The sequence below is a fragment of the Helicobacter pylori HUP-B14 genome (assembly GCF_000259235.1).
GTDB classification, from domain to species: Bacteria; Campylobacterota; Campylobacteria; order Campylobacterales; family Helicobacteraceae; genus Helicobacter; species Helicobacter pylori_CU.
Map to the genome: position 1 here is coordinate 429,764 of NC_017733.1, position 22,241 is coordinate 452,004.

The following is a 22,241-nucleotide window of genomic DNA, read 5'->3' on the forward strand; positions in this document are numbered from 1 at the left end:
TCTTTTAAGGTTTCAAAAACACGGTGGTTGATTGGGTGTCTTTAAAATATTCATTGGCCACACGCACCAAATCGCTCACTTTTAAATCCAAAAATTGTCGCTGGTAATCCGTCAAGCCTTGAATATCGTTTTGCACTAAATAGTCCGCAAAAAGCCCCGCAACATCGCTAGAACTTTCTAAATTAGAAATAAAGTCAGCTTTTTGATTGATTTTGATTTTATCTAATTCCGCTTGAGTGATTTCGCCTTTTTTAAGCTTTTCTAAAAGCGCTACGATTTCTTTTTGTAAGGCTTCGGCTTTGACATTAGGATTACCCCCCGCAATGAATAAAAACACGCTTTCATCTTGCAATTGCATGTTGTGTGAGAAAGCTTGAGAAGCCAGGCGTTTTTTATCCACCAATTCGCTTTGTAACCATGAGCTTTTACCTTCGCCTAAAAGCTTGCTTAACGCATCCAGGGCGACTTGATCTTTATGCTTGAAAGCAGGCACTTTATACCCAAGGGCTACCCATTCTAAATGGACCCCATCTTTATGCACGACTGCCGTTCTGGCTCCATCTTGTTTAGGCTCTTTCATGTAAGGGGTGGGGATAGCTTTTTCATCAAGATTTTTTAAGGATTCAAAATGCTTTTTACTCAATTCAAAAACCTTTTGGGAATTGACATCGCCCACCACTAAAACGATAGCGTTTTTAGGCTGATAATAGAGCGAATGGAATTTTTTAATGTCTTTTAAAGTCCAGTTTTGAATATCGTCCATAAAACCAATGGGCGTCCAATGGTAGGGGTGATAGACATAAGCGGTGTTAAAAAAACGGAAATAAAGCATGCCGATAGGGGAATTATCGGTGCGCCATCGCCTTTCTTCAGCGACCACTTGACGCTCAGGCAAAAACTCATCTTCTTTTAAATTCAAAGAACCCATGGTTTCAGCGAACAATTCTAAAGACTTATCCAAGTTAGCTTGACTGGTTTTAATGAAATAGCGCGTAATATCAAAGCTCGTAGAAGCGTTACTCACGCCCCCAAAACGCTTCACAATCTTATCAAACTCGCCAGCTTTAAGGTTTTTGGTGCTTTTAAAATTCAAATGCTCTAACATGTGAGCGATCCCGCTCTTGCCCATGACTTCGTTTCTAGAGCCGACTTTATAAAGCACATCCACTTCTATAACCCCGGTTTTATTTTCTAAGGGGACGCTTACGACTTGCAACCCGTTTTTTAAGGTAACGCTCTCATGTTTGGGTAAGTAAGATTGTGCGTGCATGCTCGCTCCTAAAGTGACTAACAAGACAGAACTAAGCCCTAAAAGTCTTTTAACAGAAAAATATCTCATCTTAAATCCGCTCCTATAGCCTCTTTAACGCTCAAAAATCCATCTTTTTGGAGTAATTTTACCAAATCTTTAAGAATATTTTGGCATAAATTTGGCCCATTGTAAATAAAAGCGCTATAAATTTGTAACAGACTCGCTCCCATTTTAATCCTTTCATAAGCTTCTTTAGCGTCGCTAATCCCCCCCACAGAAACAAGAACGCTTTTATTAAAAAAGGATTTAGCCAATTCTTTAAAGACTTCACGGCTTTTTTTAGTCAGGCATTTCCCGCTCAAGCCCCCCATTTCTTTAGGAGCGAACACCAAGCTTTTATCAATGGTCGTGTTAGTCGCAATAATCCCATGCACTCCTGCTTCAATAGCGCTATTGACAATTTCTAGCATGTCATCTGTTTCTAAATCCGGGGCGATCTTTAAAAATAAAGGCTTATGGGTCATTTCTTTAGCCATGCAAAAAAGCTCATTCACAAACGCTTTATTTTGTAAATCCCTTAAATTAGGGGTGTTGGGCGAAGAAAGGTTGAAGGTGTAATAATCGCCAATGTTTAAACATTTATTTAAAACCGCCTTGTAATCTTCTAGGGCATGCGCTTGTTCTATGTGTTTGTTTTTGCCTAAATTGATGCCAATGGGGGTTTTATAAGGGGCGAAGCGCTTAAACGATCTCACTCCTAAAATCGCCCCGTAATTATTAAACCCCATCGCATTTTGTAAGGATTCTTCTTCAATGTGCCTGAAAAGCCTTGGTCTTTCATTCCCCATTTGTGCTTCATTGGTGAGAGTGCCTGCTTCTAAATAGCCAAACCCAAAAGCAATTAACGCCCTGAGCATGGAAGCGTTTTTATCAAAACCGGCGGCTAAACCTAAGGGGTTAGGGAAGTTTAAGCCTAAAATTTCATTTTCAAGCTTTGGGTTTTTATAACCCCATTGAGAATGGATTAAACTACACAAAAAGCTCGATCTAGAAAGCATTTTTAAAATTTGACAAACTTTTTCATGCGTGTCTTCAGCGTCCAGGCTAAAAAGATATTTTTTTACTAATGAATAAAGCATTTAAATCCTTATCTTTTATGATTTGAACGATAACCTTTAAAAGGTTTTAAGGGCTTGTTTTTCAAGATAATCCTGTGAATTTAAAGGATCGTTAGGGTTTGAAACTTTAGTATAACGGCCTTTAGAATTTAACTCGTAGCGTTTCAAGGTGTCTTTTAATTGGATTTCTAAAATATGCAACAATTTATGAGCGATCTTTGGGTTTGTGGCGGGAACAAGCAATTCCACGCGCCTTTCTAAATTCCTGGGCATTAAATCCGCACTAGAAAAATAGATATTCTCATGTTTAAAATAATAAATGCGTGCATGTTCTAAATATTTCCCCACGATAGAATACACCCTGATATTTTCGCTCAACCCCTTGACTTGGGGCTTTAAACAGCAAATCCCTCTAATAATGAGATCAATTTTAACCCCTTTTTGAGAGGCTTGATAGAGCCATTCAATGATTTCGCTATCCACTAGGGCGTTGGCTTTTAAAATGATATAGCCTTCTTGTTTGTGATTCATTTCATTTTGAATGAGTTCAATGATTTTAGGCTTGATCTGTTTGGGCGCCATAAAAAGCGTTTCTAATGCGCTATTAGTCGCACTACTCGTAAGCAAGGAATGGAAAAGCTTGATAATGTCGTTAGCGATTTCATTTTTAGCGCTAAAAAAACTCACATCAGTATAGATTCTAGCGCTCAAAGGGTTGTAATTGCCCGTGCTTAAATGGGTGAAATGGCGTAATTGGTTGTCTGTTTTTTTAGTGATCACTAGTATTTTAGCATGCACTTTGAGTTTGAAAACGCCATAAACGACTAACGCGCCCGCCCTTTCTAAAGCTTTTGCCCAGTGCAGATTGCTTTCTTCATCAAAACGCGCTTTTAATTCCACTAAAACGCTCACTTGAATCTTGCTCGCCGCTTCAATTAAGGCTTTGACAATGGGGGAATGCTTGCCCACACGATAAAGCGTCATTTTGATAGAAAGGGTGGTCGGATCGCTAGCGGCTTGCTCTATTAAATCGATCACAGGCTCAAAACTTTCATAAGGATGGAACAGCAACAGATCCTGTTTTTCTATGGATTTGAAAAGATCGTTTTCATTGAAATGAGGGTGGATTTTGGGCGTGAAATTGGGCGATTTGAGCGTTTTAAAATCGCTATGATTGACTAATTCCCACAAATCCCCTAAATTGAGCATGATCGCGCTTTTATAAATATGCATGCCGGTGAGTTTGTGCTTTTTGTAAGAGTGGGTTTGAAAACTCCTTAAAGACGCTAAAAGGGTTTTTAAAAGCTCTTGACTCCCTTTTTGGGTTTGCAAGCGCACGATTTCGCCTTGGTTTCGTTTTCTCAAACTCTTACTCATCAAATCCGCATAATCATGCGCTTCGTCTTCAGTGATGGCAATATCCGCATCGCAAGTTACCCTAAACGCCATGCAGTCTAAAATCTCATGCTCTAAAAACAATTCTTCTAAATGCGCTTCTACGATTTCTTCAGCCAACACAAACAAGCCTTTTTCTAGCTCCACAAAACGGAAAATAAAAGAGGGGAGTTTGATGAGTGCATAGGAGGCGTTTTGGGTTTCTTTGTCTTTGATGTGGGCAAAAAGCGCGAAAGTCAAATTCGCTAAAGGCGGGAAAGTGTGCGAAGAATCCAACTTAAAAGGCAAAACTAACGCATAAAGCTGCTCTTTAAAATAGGTTTTAGCCTTCGCTTTTTGCTCTAAATTCAATTCATTATAGGGGGTGATACAAAGCCCTTTTTTGAAGAGTAGGGCTTGGATTTTTTGGAATTCCAACTCCCTTTCTTCAATTTCATGCGCTAAATAGTGCTTGATTTTTTCTAATTGTTCTTCAGGGCTTGCACCATCAATGCCTTTAGAGGCGATTTTATGTTCATAGAGTTGTTTAAGCCCTGCCACTCTTATCATGTAAAATTCGTCTAAATTCGTGTCATAAATGGCTAAAAATTTCAAGCGCTCTAATAAAGGCAAGCTCTCATCTTTGGCTTCGTTTAAAACCCTTGTGTTAAAAGCTAACCATGAAAGCTCTCGGTTAAAGAAACGATTCAATAGAAATCCTTTCAATCATCATGTTTAAAAATCAGTTTTATTTAGTGTGATTATATAATGAAATGATAATCATTGAAGCTTTTTTAAAAAGTCATGGTCGGAGTAGCGGGATTCAAACCCACGACCTCACCCACCCCAAGGGTGCGCGCTAATCAGGCTGCGCCATACTCCGCAATCAAAAAGGGAGATTGTAGCGCAAGTTTGCTTAGTTGTTGCTTATGTTTGGTTTTTGTTTGTTGTAGGTTAGACACAAAAACCTAAAAAATGCTCAAAGGCATTTTTTAAAATAAAAATATAAAAGAGCTTGACGCTAGTCAAATGATAGCTTATTGAAAAGCGGTCTTCTCGGGTTAGGGGGTTTATTAAGGGGGTTAAGGGGGTATTATCGCAAAATACCCCCTATCCCCTTAAAGAAATGAGTTTTACTATAAGGTTTTTTATTTAGGTTTGACTTGTTGTTTTAAGAGTAGGGGGAGTAAAAAGTCTCTGATTTGTTCTAATTTTTTAGAAGTTCTTGTGTTAATGGATATAAGCGTGAATAGGGGTATAATAATTTGATTAAATCTTTTAATTTCATGCGCGGACGGCATGTAAATAGGATATTTTTTAAGCAAATTTTTTTGTAAGTGTTTAAGGCTAGTTCCTTGAAAAAAGCTTTGATTGATATGGGTTTTTATGCTTGAAAGCAGTAAATATAAATAGTCGCTAAATTCGTTAGCGCAAATACACCAAGTATCCGTTGAATAAGAAGCTTTGCTTACATAAAATTTGATACCAGCATTACCCCCAGTGTTTAAAAAGCAATTTCTGCCATCAATGATCGCTTTAGGATAGGATAAGATATTATCTCCGCTTGTAAAAAAGGGGTATTTATCTTGGGTTTTTTGGGCGTTTTTAACCATAATACTAGATTTAGGATTTTCAATAATAATTTGTTCTAGCTTTGCATTTTTAGGTTTGTATTTGAAATAATATTCATAGACTTTATGAGCGAGGGTGTGTAAAAGCTCATTGATTTTATGGTTGTTCTCTATTTTTTGATCTAAGACAGAAAGCGTGCTGGCGATTTTTTGTTGTGTTTCTAGTGGGTAAAGTTTGATTTTAACATTAAGAAAATCTAAGGGCGTGATAGAGGGGTAGCTAGAAGTCCCACATTCTGCAATGCGTTGCAAGTAATGAATAATTTTATCTTGAGTAATATAATAATACAAATAATTAGGGTCTAATTTTTCTAAGTCTATAATATCTATTACGATAAAAGCGGTAGAAACTAAAAAATTTTTTGGAATTTCTTTGATAATCCCAAAGTGGCGTTGGTTAGGTCTTACACTAGAATAAATAATGCTATTAATGGAGCATTTTCGTTTAGCTCTTGAAGGCAATTTTTCTTTTGTTAAATCAATTTTTAGAAAAGCATTTATTCTATTGTTTGTGATGTTATCAGTATCTAAATAATAAACTTTTTTGTAATTGTCTTCTTTAGTGTAGTTGTTTTGATTGATAGCAATTACTGAATTATTTTTTAAATCTAAAAGTTTAGTCATGATTAAGATTTCCTAAAGTTTCTAAAATTTCTTGTTGCAAGCTCTGGCTTTCATCAAAAAGGCTCGCTAGTTCGCTTGAATATTGTTGCATCAAGTTTTCAAACTCCGCTTGGCTGATTTTCTCGCTCGTGTCTTCTATAGTGAAATACTGCCCGGGGTTTAGAGAATAATTTTTTTCTGTGATTTCATCAAAAGAAACCAGAGCGCAAAAATCCGATTTTGGGGTTTTATTTTGAAAAGTTTCTAAAATCAAATCCATATCGCTTGTTCTTAAGCGCGTTTTTTTGTTTTTGTTTTCAGTGTATTCTTCGCCGAGTTTGGAAGCGTCAATCAAAATGACTTCCTTTGCGCTTGGCGTTTTTTGAAAAAAGATGATGCTCACGTTAGTGCCGGTGTTGGCAAAAACCTGACTGGGCATGCAAATTACCCCACAAACGAGCCTTTCATCCACTAAATGCCGGATAATCTTATTTTCTACCCCGCTTTTAGCGCTGATGAATCCGGTTGGCACGATAATAGCCCCCTTACCTTTTGGACTGAGCATGTTTAGGCAATGCTGGAAAAAGAGCGTGTAAATGGGCATTTTGCTTTTATCGTTTTTAGGGATATTAGGCACGCCTAAGAAAAAATCGTTTTTGTTTTGCGAAATCTCGGCATGCTCGTTGGAAAAATCCAATTTGAAAGGGGGGTTACTCACGATGTAATCCATTTTCCCATGATAATCTTTAGAATGGTAAGGGTTAGTCAAGGTGTTTCCCTCAATGGCGTATCTTAAAGAGTGGGTCAAGTCGTTTAAAATCAGGTTGAGTTTGAGCATTCTTAAGGATTTTTGCGAAATGTCTTGGGCATAAAGGGTGCAAGAATCGGTGCCTATTTGGTGGGCTAGCGCCATTAAAAGCGTTCCTGTGCCAGCGCTTGGGTCATAGATTTTGACGCTTTGAGTCGGCTCATTAATTAAAAGCTTAGCAATGATGCTAGCGATGCTTAAAGGGGTGTAGTATTCGGCGTATTTCCCTCCGCCGGCGTTATTGTAATCTTTGAGTAAGTATTCAAAAATGGGGGCGAAAAAGTCATAGCCTTGTTGGTTTTGTAAATTTAAAAAAGCTTGTTTGAAATTAAAATTTTTGAGTTTGTCTAATAAAGCTCTTGTAAAATTAGCCCTTTTGGATTCTTCATTAATGTATGGTGAGACGCTTTCAAATAAGGCGATAGTGGTTTTATCCGTGCTTTTGGTGTTGAAAAGTTCGGCGTTATTGCTAGAAATGCGATTGAAAATAGCGTCTAGCTTAAGGTGTAAATCGTTATCGTTAAAATGTTTTTCAAAAAGATAGCTTAAAAGCTCATCGTAAGCGAGTTTAGGGAGTTGTTTATCGCTTAATGTAAGGAAAAAATCTTCTCTTTCTTCCTTTTTAAAATCTTTGTAATCTCGTATCGTTTGGTTAGGGAATTCTTGTTCAAAAAAGAATTCAAACTTATCGCATAAGAATTTATACAAAAAGCATTGCGTGATGATTTTGTATTCGTTGCCATCATTCCCTAAACCAAAACTCGTGCAAATGACTTTTAAATCGTCAATGAGGCTTAGGGTGTCTTGTTTGATTTGCAATAAAGCGTTATTAGGCATTCAAATTTCCTTGATGGTGGTTTTGCGTGAGTTCGTTAAAAAGGGTTTGAGTAATAAATTCTGTTTCTTTTTCTAAATCTTTTAAGGAGAGGTCTTTGTTGAAAGCGTCCCTTAATTCTACTTTTATGGCATTTTTTAGGGTGGTTTCTTCGTTTAAGATTTCTTGACGCTTAAAAATGCGCGCATCAAGAGCTTTTTTGAGTGCGCTTAAAAGCGTGAAAATCCCCTTAGAAATGTTTTCTTCCATAAGGCGATCATGAAGGCGTTTATGCGTGATCGCATACGATAAATCATTATCGTATTTATTTAATAGGTTGGTGGTTTGCTCCTTATGTTGTTTGAGTTGTGAAATGATCGCGCTATAAGAATGAGAAATTCCATCAAAATTATGATTGGTTAGGGGTTCTTGGATCAGTTTTGAAAGCTCTTTAGAAATCTTTTGAACTTCTTTGTCTTGTTTGTCTGGGATTTTTTCTAACATCTCTTTAGCTTGCTTGTATTTAGCGCTAATTTCTTCTTTTTCTTTGAAGTGCAATTCTTTGCTTTCCTTAAACTCTATTTTAAAGTCTAAAAGAGCGATGAGGTCTTCTAAAATCATTAAATCGTTTGGGTTTTTAGGCTCATTGATATTTTTTAACGCATGGAGGTGTTTGGCTTTTTTATGAAGCATTGAAGAGATTTTGCTGATCTTTTCAATATCCATTTTTTCTTTTAAGGAAAGGATTTTTTCATCGTTAGAAGTGCGGATTAAATTGTAGCGCTCTTTGAGCGTGTTAATGGCATGTGAGACTTTTAAAAGCTCGTTCATTTCGCTGATGCTAACAATGGCGCTAGTCATGGCCTCTACATCATCAATGGGGTAATTAAAAAGATCATCATAAGCGTTTTTAATGTCTTTTTCTAAAACCTTGCGATCCGCAAACATGTCTTTGAGATTATCTTTGATATTAGAATCGCTTTGATTGAATTGGTTTAACTCTTTCAAATAATCATCAGTCGTTTTGTCATAATTTTCTTTAATGCCTACAAAATCTATAAGGTAGCCAAAAGACATGTCGTTATAGGAGCGATTCACTCTGGCTAGGGCTTGGAGCAAATTGTGATCTTTTAATTCTCTGTGGATATAAAGGCGTTTGAGATTGGGTAAATCAAAGCCGGTTAAAAGCATGTTAAACACAAAGACTATATCCGTATCTTCATGTTTAAAAGAATGAATCTTTTCTTTGACTTCTTGTTTATCATGCAAAATCAGACTGGATTGGAGTTTTTTTAAAATCCTTAGGTTGGGGTTTTCTTGTAAGACTTTTTCTTGGACTTCATTAAAAAATGAATTAGCTGACTTGGCTTGTGCACTTGAAAAACAAATTACCATAGCCTTTAAATTTTCATCATTATTTACACGCCTGAAATTCAATAAATCTCTGATGATATAAGAGAGCATTTCTTTAATGTATCTTTCATGATTAAAAATCCTTTCTTTTTTAACCTCTATGTCTTCAATAGTGATGCTTTCTTGTAAAAGGCGATAGATTGCTTGTAGTTTTTCTTTATAACTCGTTTCAATGCTTTCTAGCTGGAGTTTTAGGGTGTGTCTGTCTTTAATGGATTCTGTATAAGAATAGGTGTGCAAGTAGTTGCCAAAAGTGTTTTTAGTGGCTTTATCTTGCACGTTGTCTTCTAATAGGGGCGTGCCTGTGAGGGCGATTTTGATGGCTGTCTTGTCGCATTCTATCAAATTGGCGTAAAAGCAACCTTTAGGGTCATAGCTCCTGTGGGCTTCATCTATGATAAACACCCTTTGTAAATCATGGTTATCTTTTGTCGCTTCTTGTAATTCTGTTTTAGAAACAATTTCTTTAGGAGCGCTATTAGAGGGGTCTTCATTGGGGGCTTTGAATTTTTGGATATTCACAACGATGATTTCATCATTCCCTTGAGGGCCTTCAAACACGCTAGAGCTTTTTAATTTTTGGCTCAAATCCTCTTTATTTTCTGCCTCATGCACACAAAGGCCTCTTTTTAAAAACTCGTTTTTGGCTTGTTCTAATAAATCCAGTCTGTCCACAATAAAATAAAATTTAGTCTTTTTGTTTAGGTTGGATTGGCTAAAAAAGTCTCTGATGAGTTTGGTTAAATGATAGGTTAAAGCGGTTTTACCGCTGCCTTGCGTGTGCCAAATGATGCCTTTTAGGGGATCTTTTGGGTTCGTTTCATAATGCTTTTGCAATTCTTTTAAAACGTTCAAGCTCGCAAACATCTGCACGTAACGCCAAACGTGTTTTTTAAATTCTGATTTTTCTTTTAAGAAACTAATGCCGTATTTTAGGATAAAGCAAAGCCTTTTGTGAGAGCAAAACGAAGTTAAAAGGGAGTTTGTGGGGGTGTCTTTAGGGCTTTTTGGGCAGTCGGTGTCTTTAAGGTTAAATTCGTTTAAGATGCGTTTTTGAATTTCTTCAAGCGATCTGTGGTTTTGATGGTTTTGTTCATTTTGCTCATTTTCGGGGGGGGGGTAATATCTAGCTTATTGGCTTCAACAAAGCGTTGGAAAATGGGCGAATAAGAAGCGCTATAAAACGCGCCTTGATCGGGGTTTTTTTCATCATAGGGCAAGTTATCGCTAAAGAGCCAGATTTGCGCGAGGTTATAAAAAACTTTGTTTTCGGGGTTTTTGTAGCGTTTGATATGGCGATCTTTTTCTTCTTTAATGCCTTGTCCGGCGTAAGGCTGTTTAACTTCTATATCCACCAAAGGCAAGCCATTAATAAAAAGGGTTATATCAGTTCTTAGGGATTTGTAGGGTAATTCAGGCATCATTTCATAAAGATTGTTGTTAGGGTTATCAAAGTCTATGATTTGATTCTCGCTTTTGAGCAAGTATTCATAAAAGCTTTTGCCCAAATCATCATAATTCAAGCGTTTTTTCATTTCAGCAAGCGTTTCTTTTGCGTTTTTAGTGGGGTTCAATCGCTCAAAGGCTTGAGTGAAACTATCTATTAAAATATTGGTGGCGGTGTCTAGGTTAGGCTTATTTTTTTGAGAAATAAAGTTATAGCCCAACTTGGCTAAATGCATTAAGGCAGGGACTTGAACCCTTGTGATTTCATTGTATGGCATGCACATCCCTTTGATTTAAGGTTGTTATTATAGTGTAAAAATAAAAATCATGGTTGTTTGAGTTGCCTTTGCAATAACAAATAAGCTTTTTTAAGGAATTGTTTTAAGGTGTTTTGAGAGTGGTTGATAAAATTTGTCAGCTCATTTTCTTTGAGGTGCAATGAAACGATTAAAACGCTTTGTAAGATATGAGCGATACTCCCTTCAAATAAAATGCCGATAGTGGGGGTTTTAGCGCTGGCTGTTTGGCAAAACCCGTTCAAATTATCCACCCATTCAAATATTTCTTGCTTGGTTTTACAAGGCGTGTTTAAATATTTTAAAAAATCCTCTTTAAAATTCATCAGATTTTTTTGTAAATTGTTTAAATCCTTAGCATGATTATTTTTAGGGCTAAACATGCTTTTAATGCGAGCGGTAGCGTCTTGTTTATTGATTTGTTTCAATTTCACTTGAGAGTAATTAAGGCTAACAGCGTGCTTGATTTTCGCCCCATAGCTTAAATTATAGACTTTTTTAGGCTGGTAATAATGAAGGGCTTCTTCAATCCTTTCTTTAGAGAGCAAAAAGAACGAGTCGCTAAAAGTTTCATAACCTTTAAAATTGCCCTCTATGCTGATTAAAGATGATGTATCAATCTCTTTTTCATTTCCATAATAGGAATTTTTAGCGTGCTTTTTAAACCCTTTAATATAAGCGCAATCTAAAGCGCACAAATAGATTTCATCGCTCATCAAACCCGCTAAAGCCACCCCGGCATTGCCCACAAAAGGCGCTGCGTATTCTATATTTAAAGGGCTTATATACGCGCAAGCGCTCCCCCCACGCATGAACATCAACGCTTCTTTGGCTAAATTAAAAGCGTTAGGATTGAGCATGTTAGCCCCCATTAAGGGGGTGTCTTCTAGGGGGGCGTTTTCTAAAACCTCTTTAAGATAATCTATGCGCTCCACTTCTATTTGAAAATCCACTTTAACGCCGTGCGCTTTTAAAGGCTTTAAAGCGGTTCCGCATGAAAAGATGATGAATTTTTTTTCGTTTTCTTTTAAAAAATCTAGCAACAAATCCAGGCTTGGCCCGTTACCCACCACGCAAATGGGGGCGTTAATCTTTTTGGGTTTGGTTTTTAGGGTTTGGTATAGGGGTAAGTTTTTGAGCGTGTTTTTTAATCCTAGTAATTCATCTTCAAAACTCCCCCAACCCCTTAAAGCTTGTTTGTAATAGCTTTGAATGTTTTCTCGCATGCGCGAATTGAAAGCGCTTTTATAGGGCATGATTTCTAATTTTAAAAAAGAATGCGTAACAGGGCGTTTCAAAAAATCCATTTTCAATTCATTAGGGTTAAAAAACCCTTGAATAAAGAGTTTAGCCCCTTTTTTAATCAAATCTTCATAACGCGCGAAATAACAACTGATTTTAAACAAATCTAAATTTTCTTCAAACAAATAAAGCGAATGGAAGCGGTAATTTTGAGCCTGTAAAATAGCCAAAAACAAGCCATCTAAAACGCCATAAATCATGGTAGGGGGTAAGAATTTCTTTAAAGAGCAAGGCGTTTGATGGTTATTTAAAAAGTTTGAGATCGCATGCGTGGCTTTAAGGGTTAGGGGGAGTTTGGGGTTGTTTTGAGATTTTAAATAATGTAAAGAGAGGCGGTTATTGTCTAATGACCATCTGGGATTATTCAAGGGGTTAGAAGCCATGTTAAAAGCGGTTTCTATCATTTGATTTTTAGGGTAGCTTAAAGCGTTCGTGGGCGTGTGTAAGAGATTGAAGTGGTTTTTTTCAAAAAGCAATTGGTAATTTTTAAAAGGCATATTGAGAGCGTTAAACAGATTGGGGTGATAGGATTTGAAAAAAATTAAATTATCCCTAAAACGCTTTGAAATTTCTTTTTCTAAAAAGGGCGCATCAAAAGATTCTAGGGCTTTTAAAAAGGGCATTCAATAGCCTTTTTCATCACACCCCTATGAGTCTTTTAAATCATTTTCTAAGAGTTGGGAAGCGAGAGCGATCTTTTTCAACGAGATAAAATCTTGTTCGCTGTAGCGTTTGTTGTCATTCATTTTATGGTAATAGGGGGCGCTTAAATTCAGGGCTTTTTCCTCTAAATCTTGCTTGGTGGTGTGGGTTTGGATTTCAAAAAGACTTTTTGCTTCTTCTAAAGACATAGGGATTTCTATTGCATTGAAGCGTTCAAAATTGTCATAAAGCTCGTTAAAATCTTGATTGTCTATCTGCAAAAACGCCCCCACATCTAAAAACAATTCTTTTTCCTTGCTGTCTAGTATCCCATCAGCATAGGCCAATAACATAAGAAATTCCACTAATTTCAGGCGTTTGGTGTATTCCCCATGCGTGTGATCAGCGATTTCTTGGCATAAGGATTCAAAATTTTCTTTTTGATCCACAGGCTCATTGAGAAGTTCTTTGGCTAAATTTTGTTGTTCGCTGTTTAAGGGCTGCTCTAATTCATGGATAAAAAGCGTCCTTAAGGCGTTATCCAAAGCGTTTTTTTGAATGTCTAAAAATTTTAAAAGACGCATATACGCACCTGTTTGGGTTTGCTTGAATTTGTCTAGGGGGCTAGATTGCACCAACAAATAGGGGTCATTTTTCAAGTCGTATTCTTCGGTTTTGGTTTTAGGGTTTAGGGGGTTTTTCAAATATTCTTTGAGGGTGTTGTAAAAATAAAACAACACAACCGCCGCAACAATTAATAAAATGATTTCCATGATTTTCCTTTATGAGTATTTTTTCATTTGTTCTTTGAGGTCTTGTTTTTGCCTGCTCTCTCGCTCTTTTTTGGCTTGATAAAGGCGCATTTGTTCTTCTTTTTGCTTGTCTTGTAAGATCATTTTCCTCTCATGGTTTTTTTTAAGCCGTTCTATGTATTCTTCTCGTTTTTCTGGGTCTTGGAAACTCACAGGGCGGATAAAAAAAACAAACAAGATCAATAAAAAAATCCCTATAGCGACAATTTCAGAGCCTTCTCCATTGAAAGCATACCAAAGCCCTCCCATGAAAGAAGCAAAAGCGAGTTTTAAAAAAGCGTTCATTTTAAATGAAAGTAACTTTATGATAATGCGCATCAAGCCCTAGAGCTTGCTTGTCTTTTTCCCCCATAGCCATTAGCGCGATTTGAGGTAAAAATAAAGTGGGGGTGTTGTCATTATCTCTTTTATAAACTTTTGAAGCTTTTAAGCTTAAATTTTCAAAAGCGTGAAAAAGCCCTAAAGAATGTGCGATTAAAAAATCCGCCCCTAAATCAATCCCTAAATAGCGTAAATGCGCGCACTGGAGTAAGCCGCTTGCTTCATTGACTTCTAAAAGGGGGGCGTAATTTTGAAAGGACTCTAAAAAATGGGGGGCTTTTAAACGGATTTTATTGAAAAAATGATCGCTTTGTTTAATGCGAGAAAATTCAGCCCCTAAAAACGCATCAAAAGGGCTTTTCAATTCCCATGCCAAAAATTTATTAACCCATTCATTAAGATAGACGACCTCAACGCCTTTTTCATAAACGAGTTGGTATTTTTTCAATTTTTCATTGACGGAGTTGATGATTTCAGGGTTGTTGTCTAAAACTTCTTTAGCATGCAAGATATTCAAATACGCATCTTCTTCGCAAAAAATGAGCGAAACGCCATTGGCTTTGGCTAGAGCCAGATTATACGCAGAAGCGGTAAGAAAATCATGCGTGCTGATAATCTTCCCATAATAGCCCCCATCATAACAAAAAGGCAGATCAATGATTTTTTGCCCCATTTTTTCTAAATAGAGCTTAGCGCTTTTGAGAAGCGATTGCGCGTCTAAATGTTTCGCATAAGCGTTAAAGAGCGCGCAAGTTTTAGGGGGGTTAGGCGTTTTAGGGGGGTTAGAATGGTATTGAAAAAGGCTTAAAAGGTTTTTAGAAAAATCTTTCCATGGCTTGATTTTGGAATTGGTTAGGATTTCTTGCAATTCATAGATTTCATGGTCAATATTGTCATCGTTTTTATAGAGATAATGCGCCACGCTTAAAAAATTCATCACGCCGCTTTCAGGCTGAGAAATCATCTCTAATAACCGGTTGCGCTCTGTGGGGTAGCGTTTCATCAGCCATTTAACATACAAGAAAAAGCCATCGCCCAGATATTTAGGGTTGGTTTGGGGGTTGATAAAATTGATTTGGATAAACTTTTCTAATTCTTCTTTTTCGCCTTTAGTGATGTAGGGGATTTGTTTGAAAAAATCTTCATAGTTTTTTAAAACCGCCTTTTCATCAATCATCAAGTCTTTTAAAGCGTATCGTTTGGATAGGGGATCTAGCACCCACTCTTTAGAAAAAAACGCCACCAAATCGCTCACTTTAGCGTCTTCAAACACCGCAATTTGGTTGATTTTAAGCGCGATATTTTCATTGTAGCTCACGCCTTTGAGTTGTTTTAAAAGATCCAAAAGGTATTGATCTTCTTGGTATTCTAAAAAATAAGACTCATAAGCAGGGTTATAGTCCTTGTTGGTTTCAAAACGAAAGACTTTTACATGCAATTTCAAAACGCTCATCAATTAGTCCTTTAGCTTTTGTGTAAATTTTCTAAAATCGCGCGGTTTTTGGAATTGGAAAAAAGAGCCTCTTTAGAGTCCAACCATTCTTTAGACTCTCGCTCGTCTTTTTTTGGCTCTTGTGTGATTGGCTCTTCTTTTTGAAACAATTCAAGCGAATCGCAACGATTGAATAAAACGGCATTTTCATTTTTTTCTTTGACAAGGATTTGAATGATGCCAGGAAGTTTTACTTGAACCACGCTACCAATATTGTTAGGGCCAAACCCGGCTTCAAATTGCACGCTTTGTGCATCAATCATCAAGCTTTCTAAGGTGTATCCGGCTAAAACAAACAACACTAACGCACCGAATTTTTCATGGATTTCTTTAGGGAGCTTGGGGGAAAAATCAATCGCATCTCTTTCGCACAAAAGGTTGAAACTCAAATGGTTTTTGGACAGAAATTGCAAGTATTCAACGCAATGCTTGTTGTTTAAAAGCCTTAATTCTCTTTGCATGCGAGCAACCTTTCAAATTCTTCTAACAAATGACGCACCTCTTGCATGCCAATTTCCCAAAATTCTTTGCTATCAATGTCAAAGCCAAACATGGACACTAATTCTTTAGGGCTTTTTGACCCTCCTAAGCTCAAAAATTCCGTGTAAGTTTTAACAAACTCTTTAGCGTCGCTTTTTTTATAAAGCCCATAAAGTGCCAAAGTTAAAAGCTGCCCGTAACTATAAGCGTAGCAATAAAAAGGCGAATGGATAAAATGGGGGATATAGCTCCACCACAAATGGTAGTTTTTAGTGAGTTTCACGCTTTTTTCAAACATTCTTTGATTTTCTTCAAACCAGATCTGATCAAAATCTTTGGTGTCTAATTCTTCATCCATTTCGTGGATTCTTCTTTCAAAATTAGTCATCACCACTTGCCTAAAAAGCGTAGAAAAAATATCCTCTAACTTGCCTGCCAGCATGAAAAGAAGCTCATCAGATTTCAAACCCTTTTTCAAATGCTCAAAAAACAGCATTTCAGAAAAGACAGAAGCGGTTTCTGCGGTGGTTAAGGGCGTATCCATGTTCAATACGCCTTGTTTTTTGGACAATTCTTGGTGGATCATATGCCCAAATTCATGAGCGATAGTGAAAGCGTCTCGGCGGTTTCCTGTGTAGTTTAACAACACATAAGGGTGAGCGCTAGGCACCCCGCCATGGCTAAAAGCCCCACCTTGCTTAAAGTCTTTAGGGTGTGAATCCACCCAGCCCTCTTTGATCGCTTTAGAAGCGATTTTATGAAATTCAGGGCTAAAGGCTTTAAGGGTTTTAAGCACTTCTTCTAAAGCTTGAGAGTAAGTCATGGTGATGCTCTCATCGTTTAAAGGGGCGTAGCGATCGTAATCTTTGAGTTTATGCCCTAAAATTTGTGCTTTTTGATGGTAGTAACGATGCACTAAAGAAAAATTAGCGTTCACAATCTCTATCATGCTATCCACACTCTCTTGCGAGATCTGGTTGTCAATGTGGCGGAAACTCTCTTTTTTGTCGTATTTTCTCAGCTTGGTTTCAATAAGCAAGTCTTTACGCACCATGTTTAAAATGTAAGTGAGTAAAGGGCGGGATTTTTCTAACGCTTTGCTGAAAGCTTTTTGAGATTTTTTACGAATCTTGCGTTTGGGGTTGTGCAAGAGGGCTAAAATTTCTTCTTCGCTTAAATTTTGCTCTTCAAAAGGGATTTTCAAAGAAGAAAAATGCTCATCAAAAAGACGGCTAAACGCGCCCACTCCCACAGGTGAAAGGGCTAGAGCGATCTTTTCTTCATCTAAATTTAAGGTGTGCTTTTTCTTTTCTATGAGGTTGTTTAGATAAAAAGCATGGTCTTTGCATTTTTTAATGAAAGCAAGCTGTTTTTTGGCGTCTAAATTCTTGAATTCAATTTCAAAGAATAAAAGGTGTTGTTGGATATTTGCACAAGCCATTTCGCACTGCGAATAAAACTTCGCTTCTTTGGTGTTCTTAGCAAAAAGCAATTGAGCGTAAGTCATCACTCTAGAGATTTTTTCTGACAAATTTTCGTAATGTTTAAGAGTGTTGGCAAATTTTGCAGCGTCTAAATTCTTAAGGTTATTTTGATAAACGCTCTCAAATTCTTGTGCTTCTGTTTGTAAGGTTTTTAAAAATTCTTCTGCGCTTTCTTTATTTTCAAATAAAGCGCTTAAATCCCATTCTTGCTCTTTCATAAAAGCCCCCTTTATTTAATAGTTTGAGTTCAATACGCTTGTATTTTAACATAACACTCACAATACAAGCAAACTTATCATTTGGTTTTTGCACCATTATTTTTTAGCCGGCTCATTTTCTTGGCTCTTTTGGTGCAAAATAAATTGAGCGATAGATTCTAGGTATTTTAAAATAAAAGGGGTTGCCAACATAGAAAAGACCACCATAAGGATAAGGAATTGGTGGATGTCATTTTGAGCGATACTTAAGATATTTTTTTGGTGCAAAAAACCAAGAATCCCTTTTTTTTCTTGCAAATTAAAGAGCTGGTGCGAGCCTGAATTTAAAAAAATGACAAAAGAAAACTCCCCGATTTGCGCCAAAGAAAGGGCGGTTTTTATGGCAGTTTTAGAGTCTCTAAAAAAACGCAAAAGCGCATAAATGATAGCCGTCTTAAAACCCATCACTAAAATGAGCGAGAAAATGACTGCAAAGATCTTGTCTATAAAAAAACTAATATTGATTTGCATCCCTATCGTAATGAAAAAAAGGGCTAAGAAGAGGTTTTTTAATTGCGCGAATTCTTCTTGAACATTGATTTTATAGCGCGATTTAGAAATCGCCATGCCCACAATGAACGCTCCTAAAGACATAGAAAACCCAAAAAAATGGCTCAACCCTGCCGCGCTGCAAACGATCACTAAAATCGTGCCTATAAAAATTTCAGGCAAGCGCGTGTCTTTTGCTTGCTCTAAGATGAGATTAGCCCCTTTTTTTCCAGGCAATAACAAAAGAACTAAAATAATCCCTGCTGAAATAAAGGTTTTAAGAATGAGTAAATTAACATTAGAATCTTTGCTGCCTAGAATCGTCAAAATTAAAAGCATGGGAATGGCGGCAATATCTTGGAAAATCAAAATCCCCACCGCGCTCTTTCCCATGGGCGTGCTAAGCTGTTTGGAATCTTCAAAGAATTTCAGCACAATAGCGGTTGAAGAGAGCGAAAGCCCCATGCCTAAAACAAGGGAAAAAATGGGTGAAAGACCCAAAATAAAATACCCCACTAAAAAAGCGATTAAAGCGCACAAAATGACTTGTAAAAGCCCAAAAACCAGCACTTCTTGTTTGATGGATTTGAGCTTGTCAAAATTAAACTCAATGCCTATCATAAACATTAAAAAGACGATGCCAAATTCACCAATATCAGACAACAAATTAAAATCATTAATTTTAAAAAAAGCCGCTAAGACCGTTCCTGTGCAAATGTAACCAATGATAACCGGCATGTCTAATTTCTTTAAAAAGATTCCAAAGCCTACAGCAAGCCATAAGCCAGCAATAACAATATAAAGTGTGCTGTTTTCCATAAAAACCTTTCCCCAGTAGAATCAATTTGTTTTAAAGAAATAAAAGCGAAACTATCCTATTAAATTGAGCCATTAAATAACACTATTAAATAAAATAATATCTATCAAATATGTATAAGTAATTTATTATTTAATTATTTAGATCTTACTAAACCCGCTTTCAAACGCCAACACCAAACACCCTATTGAGTAAAATAAAAATTGAAACGCTAGGATTATACTGCACTAAAACAAACTTTCTATTTATGAAAAAGATTTTTGAACCCCAACCTTTTAAGAGTCGGCTAGGGTTTGATTTGATGAAGAAGAGCGAACGAAAGAATAAATTAGAAAGTGAAGACATAATCCACATACCAAGAATAGTAGCGGATAAGCCCTACATCTTTGCTGCCCTGATTAACCATAGGGAATTTCACGCCTGCTTCAAACGCACTGCGATCCCCAATACGCATTCTTCCGCCTAAATTCCATAAGAATTGGAATCTCGTTTGATTAACATCATAAGGGAACATCCAAGTGTTTCCGGCTAATTGAACGCCACCGATGAGACCTAGAGCGAATTTATCCAAAGGAATGAGATTGACAATCAAATCGCCACCGCCACCATAGGTGAGCAAATTGGTTTTGGTGTGTTCAGTCCCTGAAGTGTTAAACCAATCTAAAAAGCCATACACCCTAGCCCCAAACCATTTATTGGCAAAGCCTACAAAACCTAATTTGAAATTCAAACCATAAAGATCATTGCCATGGCGCCAATCAGAGTAATTGCTGTTATAAGGACCATAACGACCTTGCTGATAACCCGCACCCATGAAAAACCCATTCACTTCGCCAGCCAACGCTAAACTCGTGCTCAAGCTTAAAATACAAGCAATTCTTTTAATCATAATAAATCCTTCTTGTTGAATTAAAGTTACACCCTAAAATCGGTTATTTTTCTAAAAGATTTAATTTTTTATCAAAGATGAGGGTTTTTAGAGTGAAAATATTGGTTAAATACTAGTAAGTGGGATATACCCACAAAACAAACCGCCTCAAACTTTTAAAATACAAATTTTTAAGATACAAATAGGTATAATCAATAACTTCAATCATTTAATCAAAGGGAGTTCTATGAAAAATACTTTCAAAGCGTTTGTCTTTTTAATCGTATTTTTTTCAAGCGCTCTGTTGGCACAGGATTTAAAAATCGCTGCTGCTGCTAACCTCACGCACGCTTTAAAAGCCCTTGTTAAAGAATTTCAAAAAGAACACCCAAAAGACGCTGTTAAAATTAGTTTTAATTCTTCAGGCAAACTCTACGCTCAAATCGCTCAAAACGCCCCTTTTGATTTATTCATTTCAGCAGATATGATTAGACCTAAAAAGCTTTATGATGAAAAAATAACCCCTTTTAAAGAAGAAGTCTATGCTAAAGGTGTGTTGGTTTTATGGAGTGAAGATCTAAAAATGGATTCTTTAGAGATTCTTAAAGACCCTAAAATTAAATATATCGCTATGGCTAATCCTAAACTAGCCCCCTATGGAAAAGCCAGTATGGAAGTCTTAGAGAATTTAAAACTCACTTCTAGTCTTAAATCTAAAATCATTTATGGCGCTTCTATTTCTCAAGCCCATCAATTCATCGCCACTAAAAACGCTCAAATAGGCTTTGGAGCGTTATCCTTGATGGATAAAAAAGACAAAAACCTCTCTTATTTCATCATTGATAAAGCCCTTTATAACCCTATTGAACAAGCCTTGATCATCACTAAAAATGGGGCTAATAACCCTTTAGCCAAAGTTTTTAAAGATTTTTTATTCAGCCCTAAAGCTAGAGCTGTCTTTAAAGAATACGGCTATATTGTGGATTGAAACGCATAAAAAAGGCGAACAATGGATCATGAGTTTTTGATTACCATGCGTTTGAGCTTTTCTTTAGCTTTGATTACCACCCTTATTTTACTCCCTATAGGGATTTTTTTAGGCTATTTTTTAAGCCTTAAACGCAATCTTTTAACGAGCTTAACAGAAACGCTTGTGTATATGCCTTTAGTTTTACCCCCAAGCGTGCTAGGGTTTTATCTCCTTTTAATCTTTTCGCCTTCTTCTTTTTTGGGAGCGTTTTTACAAGATGTATTAAATGTGAAACTTGTTTTTAGTTTTCAAGGGCTTATTTTAGGGAGCGTGATTTTTTCTTTACCCTTTATGGTAAGCCCCATTAAAAGCGCGTTAATTTCCTTGCCCGCTTCTTTAAAAGAAGCCAGTTATAGCTTGGGAAAAGGGGAATATTACACCCTTTTTTTTGTCCTGCTCCCTAACATCAAACCCAGTGTGTTGATGGCTATCATTACAACTTTTACGCACACTATAGGCGAATTTGGCGTGGTGATGATGCTTGGGGGTGATATATTAGGGGAAACAAGAGTGGCTAGCATTGCGATTTTTAACGAAGCTGAAGCGCTCAATTATTCTAAAGCCCACCAATACGCCTTAACGCTCACGCTTATCAGTTTTAGCCTCTTGTTTGTTACCCTATTTTTGAATAAAAAACAAAGCTCGTTTTTATGATAAAAGCGCGGTTTAAAAAACGCCTTTTAGGATCTAGGGGCGCGTTTGATTTGAATATAGACTTAGAAATTAAAGAAGCAGAAGTTGTCGCTTTATTAGGAGAATCGGGAGCGGGTAAAAGCACGATTTTACGCATTTTAGCGGGGCTTGAAGCGGTGGATAGCGGCTATATTGAAGTCAATCATTCAGTATGGCTAGACACTCAAAAAAAAATTTTTTTAAAACCACAACAACGAAAAATCGGCTTTGTGTTTCAAGATTACGCCCTATTCCCTCATTTAAATGTGTATCAAAACATCGCCTTTGCTCACCCTAAAGATACAAATAAAATCCACGAAGTGTTACGCTTAATGCGTTTAGAAAATCTAAGCCAGCAAAAAATTTCTCAACTCTCTGGCGGACAAGCCCAACGAGTCGCTTTAGCAAGAGCTTTGATCGCAGCCAAGAATTTATTGCTTTTAGATGAGCCTTTAAACGCCCTAGATAACGCCTTAAAAAACGAGGTGCAACAAGGTTTGCTTGATTTTATCAAGCGTGAAAATTTAAGCGTGCTATTAGTCAGTCATAACCCAAACGAAATGATCAAACTCGCGCAAACTTTCCTCTTTTTAAACAATGGCGTTATCAATCCTAATCAAGAAAATCGGCTTTTTTCAAACCGCTTATGGGTAAAACCTCTCTTTGAAGATGAAAATTATTGCCATTATGAGGTCATTCCTCAAACGATTAGTTTGCCCAAAGATTGTCTGAACCCAACTTTTAAGCTTGATTTCAATCAAGGTAAAAAATTTTAGAAATATTTTTTTCATTTTCCTCTTAAAACCCTCTTATTTTTCAA

General features: G+C 36.8%; 19 protein-coding genes, 1 tRNA gene and 1 pseudogene. 3 read left to right on the forward strand and 18 right to left on the reverse strand.

Features of this window, described 5'->3' with window-relative positions:
- Positions 1–4: 4 nt before the first annotated feature.
- The 18 genes and pseudogenes from pqqE to HPB14_RS08235 form a co-directional block, all read right to left on the reverse strand.
- Positions 5–1,339 carry a zinc protease PqqE gene (gene pqqE / locus HPB14_RS02135; RefSeq protein ID WP_001268779.1) on the reverse strand — a complete coding sequence of 445 codons (1,335 nt, stop codon included), beginning with the start codon at positions 1,337–1,339 and terminating at the stop codon, positions 5–7.
- Positions 1,336–2,391, reverse strand: a complete 1,056-nt coding sequence (locus HPB14_RS02140) for a quinone-dependent dihydroorotate dehydrogenase (RefSeq protein WP_000967218.1) — start codon at positions 2,389–2,391, stop codon at positions 1,336–1,338. The genes pqqE and HPB14_RS02140 overlap by 4 nt, the downstream gene beginning before the upstream one ends.
- A 36-nt stretch (positions 2,392–2,427) precedes the next feature.
- Positions 2,428–4,455 (reverse strand): RNA degradosome polyphosphate kinase, encoded by a 2,028-nt coding sequence (locus tag HPB14_RS02145; protein WP_001078649.1) that lies wholly within the window; start codon positions 4,453–4,455, stop codon positions 2,428–2,430.
- A 94-nt stretch (positions 4,456–4,549) separates the two neighbouring features.
- A tRNA-Pro gene (locus HPB14_RS02150) sits at positions 4,550–4,627 on the reverse strand.
- 265 nt (positions 4,628–4,892) lie between these two features.
- Positions 4,893–5,999 carry a restriction endonuclease subunit S gene (locus tag HPB14_RS02155; protein ID WP_000163888.1) on the reverse strand — a complete coding sequence of 369 codons (1,107 nt, stop codon included), beginning with the start codon at positions 5,997–5,999 and terminating at the stop codon, positions 4,893–4,895.
- Positions 5,992–7,623: an N-6 DNA methylase gene (locus tag HPB14_RS02160; protein ID WP_001133382.1), complete on the reverse strand. Its 1,632-nt coding sequence runs from the start codon at positions 7,621–7,623 to the stop codon at positions 5,992–5,994. The genes HPB14_RS02155 and HPB14_RS02160 overlap by 8 nt, the downstream gene beginning before the upstream one ends.
- On the reverse strand, positions 7,616–9,880 hold the full coding sequence (locus HPB14_RS02165; RefSeq protein ID WP_000458232.1) for a DEAD/DEAH box helicase family protein: 2,265 nt from the start codon (positions 9,878–9,880) through the stop codon (positions 7,616–7,618). The genes HPB14_RS02160 and HPB14_RS02165 overlap by 8 nt, the downstream gene beginning before the upstream one ends.
- A gap of 173 nt (positions 9,881–10,053) precedes the next feature.
- Positions 10,054–10,737, reverse strand: coding sequence for a type I restriction endonuclease (locus HPB14_RS08375; RefSeq protein ID WP_001146700.1), 684 nt, complete (start codon positions 10,735–10,737; stop codon positions 10,054–10,056).
- Positions 10,738–10,784: 47 nt separating this feature from the next.
- On the reverse strand, positions 10,785–12,680 hold the full coding sequence (locus HPB14_RS02170; RefSeq protein WP_001116253.1) for a motility associated factor glycosyltransferase family protein: 1,896 nt from the start codon (positions 12,678–12,680) through the stop codon (positions 10,785–10,787).
- A 24-nt stretch (positions 12,681–12,704) separates the two neighbouring features.
- Positions 12,705–13,472, reverse strand: a complete 768-nt coding sequence (locus HPB14_RS02175) for a TerB family tellurite resistance protein (RefSeq protein WP_000402772.1) — start codon at positions 13,470–13,472, stop codon at positions 12,705–12,707.
- 9 nt (positions 13,473–13,481) lie between these two features.
- Positions 13,482–13,796 (reverse strand): hypothetical protein, encoded by a 315-nt coding sequence (locus HPB14_RS02180; RefSeq protein WP_001879120.1) that lies wholly within the window; start codon positions 13,794–13,796, stop codon positions 13,482–13,484.
- Position 13,797: 1 nt separating this feature from the next.
- The gene (locus tag HPB14_RS02185; RefSeq protein WP_000114694.1) at positions 13,798–15,285 is read right to left on the reverse strand and encodes a DUF5644 domain-containing protein; all 1,488 of its coding nucleotides are present in this window, start codon (positions 15,283–15,285) and stop codon (positions 13,798–13,800) included.
- 11 nt (positions 15,286–15,296) lie between these two features.
- A complete protein-coding gene (locus tag HPB14_RS02190; RefSeq protein ID WP_001188629.1) occupies positions 15,297–15,785 on the reverse strand; it encodes a hypothetical protein in 489 nt (162 codons plus the stop codon).
- Entirely contained in the window at positions 15,770–17,506 is a 1,737-nt protein-coding gene (locus tag HPB14_RS02195; protein ID WP_000662827.1) for a M3 family oligoendopeptidase, read from the reverse strand. Before HPB14_RS02195 ends, HPB14_RS02190 begins: the two co-directional genes overlap by 16 nt.
- 96 nt (positions 17,507–17,602) lie before the next feature.
- Positions 17,603–18,853: a cation:proton antiporter gene (locus HPB14_RS02200; protein ID WP_000431930.1), complete on the reverse strand. Its 1,251-nt coding sequence runs from the start codon at positions 18,851–18,853 to the stop codon at positions 17,603–17,605.
- A gap of 160 nt (positions 18,854–19,013) precedes the next feature.
- The gene (locus tag HPB14_RS08380; protein WP_080011963.1) at positions 19,014–19,196 is read right to left on the reverse strand and encodes a hypothetical protein; all 183 of its coding nucleotides are present in this window, start codon (positions 19,194–19,196) and stop codon (positions 19,014–19,016) included.
- A complete protein-coding gene (locus tag HPB14_RS02205) occupies positions 19,180–19,740 on the reverse strand; it encodes an outer membrane beta-barrel protein (RefSeq protein WP_000595788.1) in 561 nt (186 codons plus the stop codon). The genes HPB14_RS08380 and HPB14_RS02205 overlap by 17 nt, the downstream gene beginning before the upstream one ends.
- 115 nt (positions 19,741–19,855) lie before the next feature.
- Positions 19,856–19,948: pseudogene (locus HPB14_RS08235) on the reverse strand (orotate phosphoribosyltransferase); the annotation flags it as partial.
- A gap of 18 nt (positions 19,949–19,966) precedes the next feature.
- On the opposite strand from HPB14_RS08235, the gene modA reads away from it, so the two are divergent.
- Genes modA through HPB14_RS02220 form a run of 3 tightly spaced genes read left to right on the forward strand, consistent with a single transcriptional unit; the run spans position 19,967 to position 22,197 of the window.
- Entirely contained in the window at positions 19,967–20,707 is a 741-nt protein-coding gene (modA, locus tag HPB14_RS02210; protein ID WP_000798961.1) for a molybdate ABC transporter substrate-binding protein, read from the forward strand.
- A gap of 21 nt (positions 20,708–20,728) precedes the next feature.
- Complete coding sequence (modB, locus tag HPB14_RS02215; RefSeq protein ID WP_000349450.1) at positions 20,729–21,403, forward strand: molybdate ABC transporter permease subunit; 675 nt, start codon at positions 20,729–20,731, stop codon at positions 21,401–21,403.
- Entirely contained in the window at positions 21,400–22,197 is a 798-nt protein-coding gene (locus HPB14_RS02220; protein ID WP_000588401.1) for an ATP-binding cassette domain-containing protein, read from the forward strand. The genes modB and HPB14_RS02220 overlap by 4 nt, the downstream gene beginning before the upstream one ends.
- The last annotated feature ends 44 nt before the right edge of the window (positions 22,198–22,241 follow it).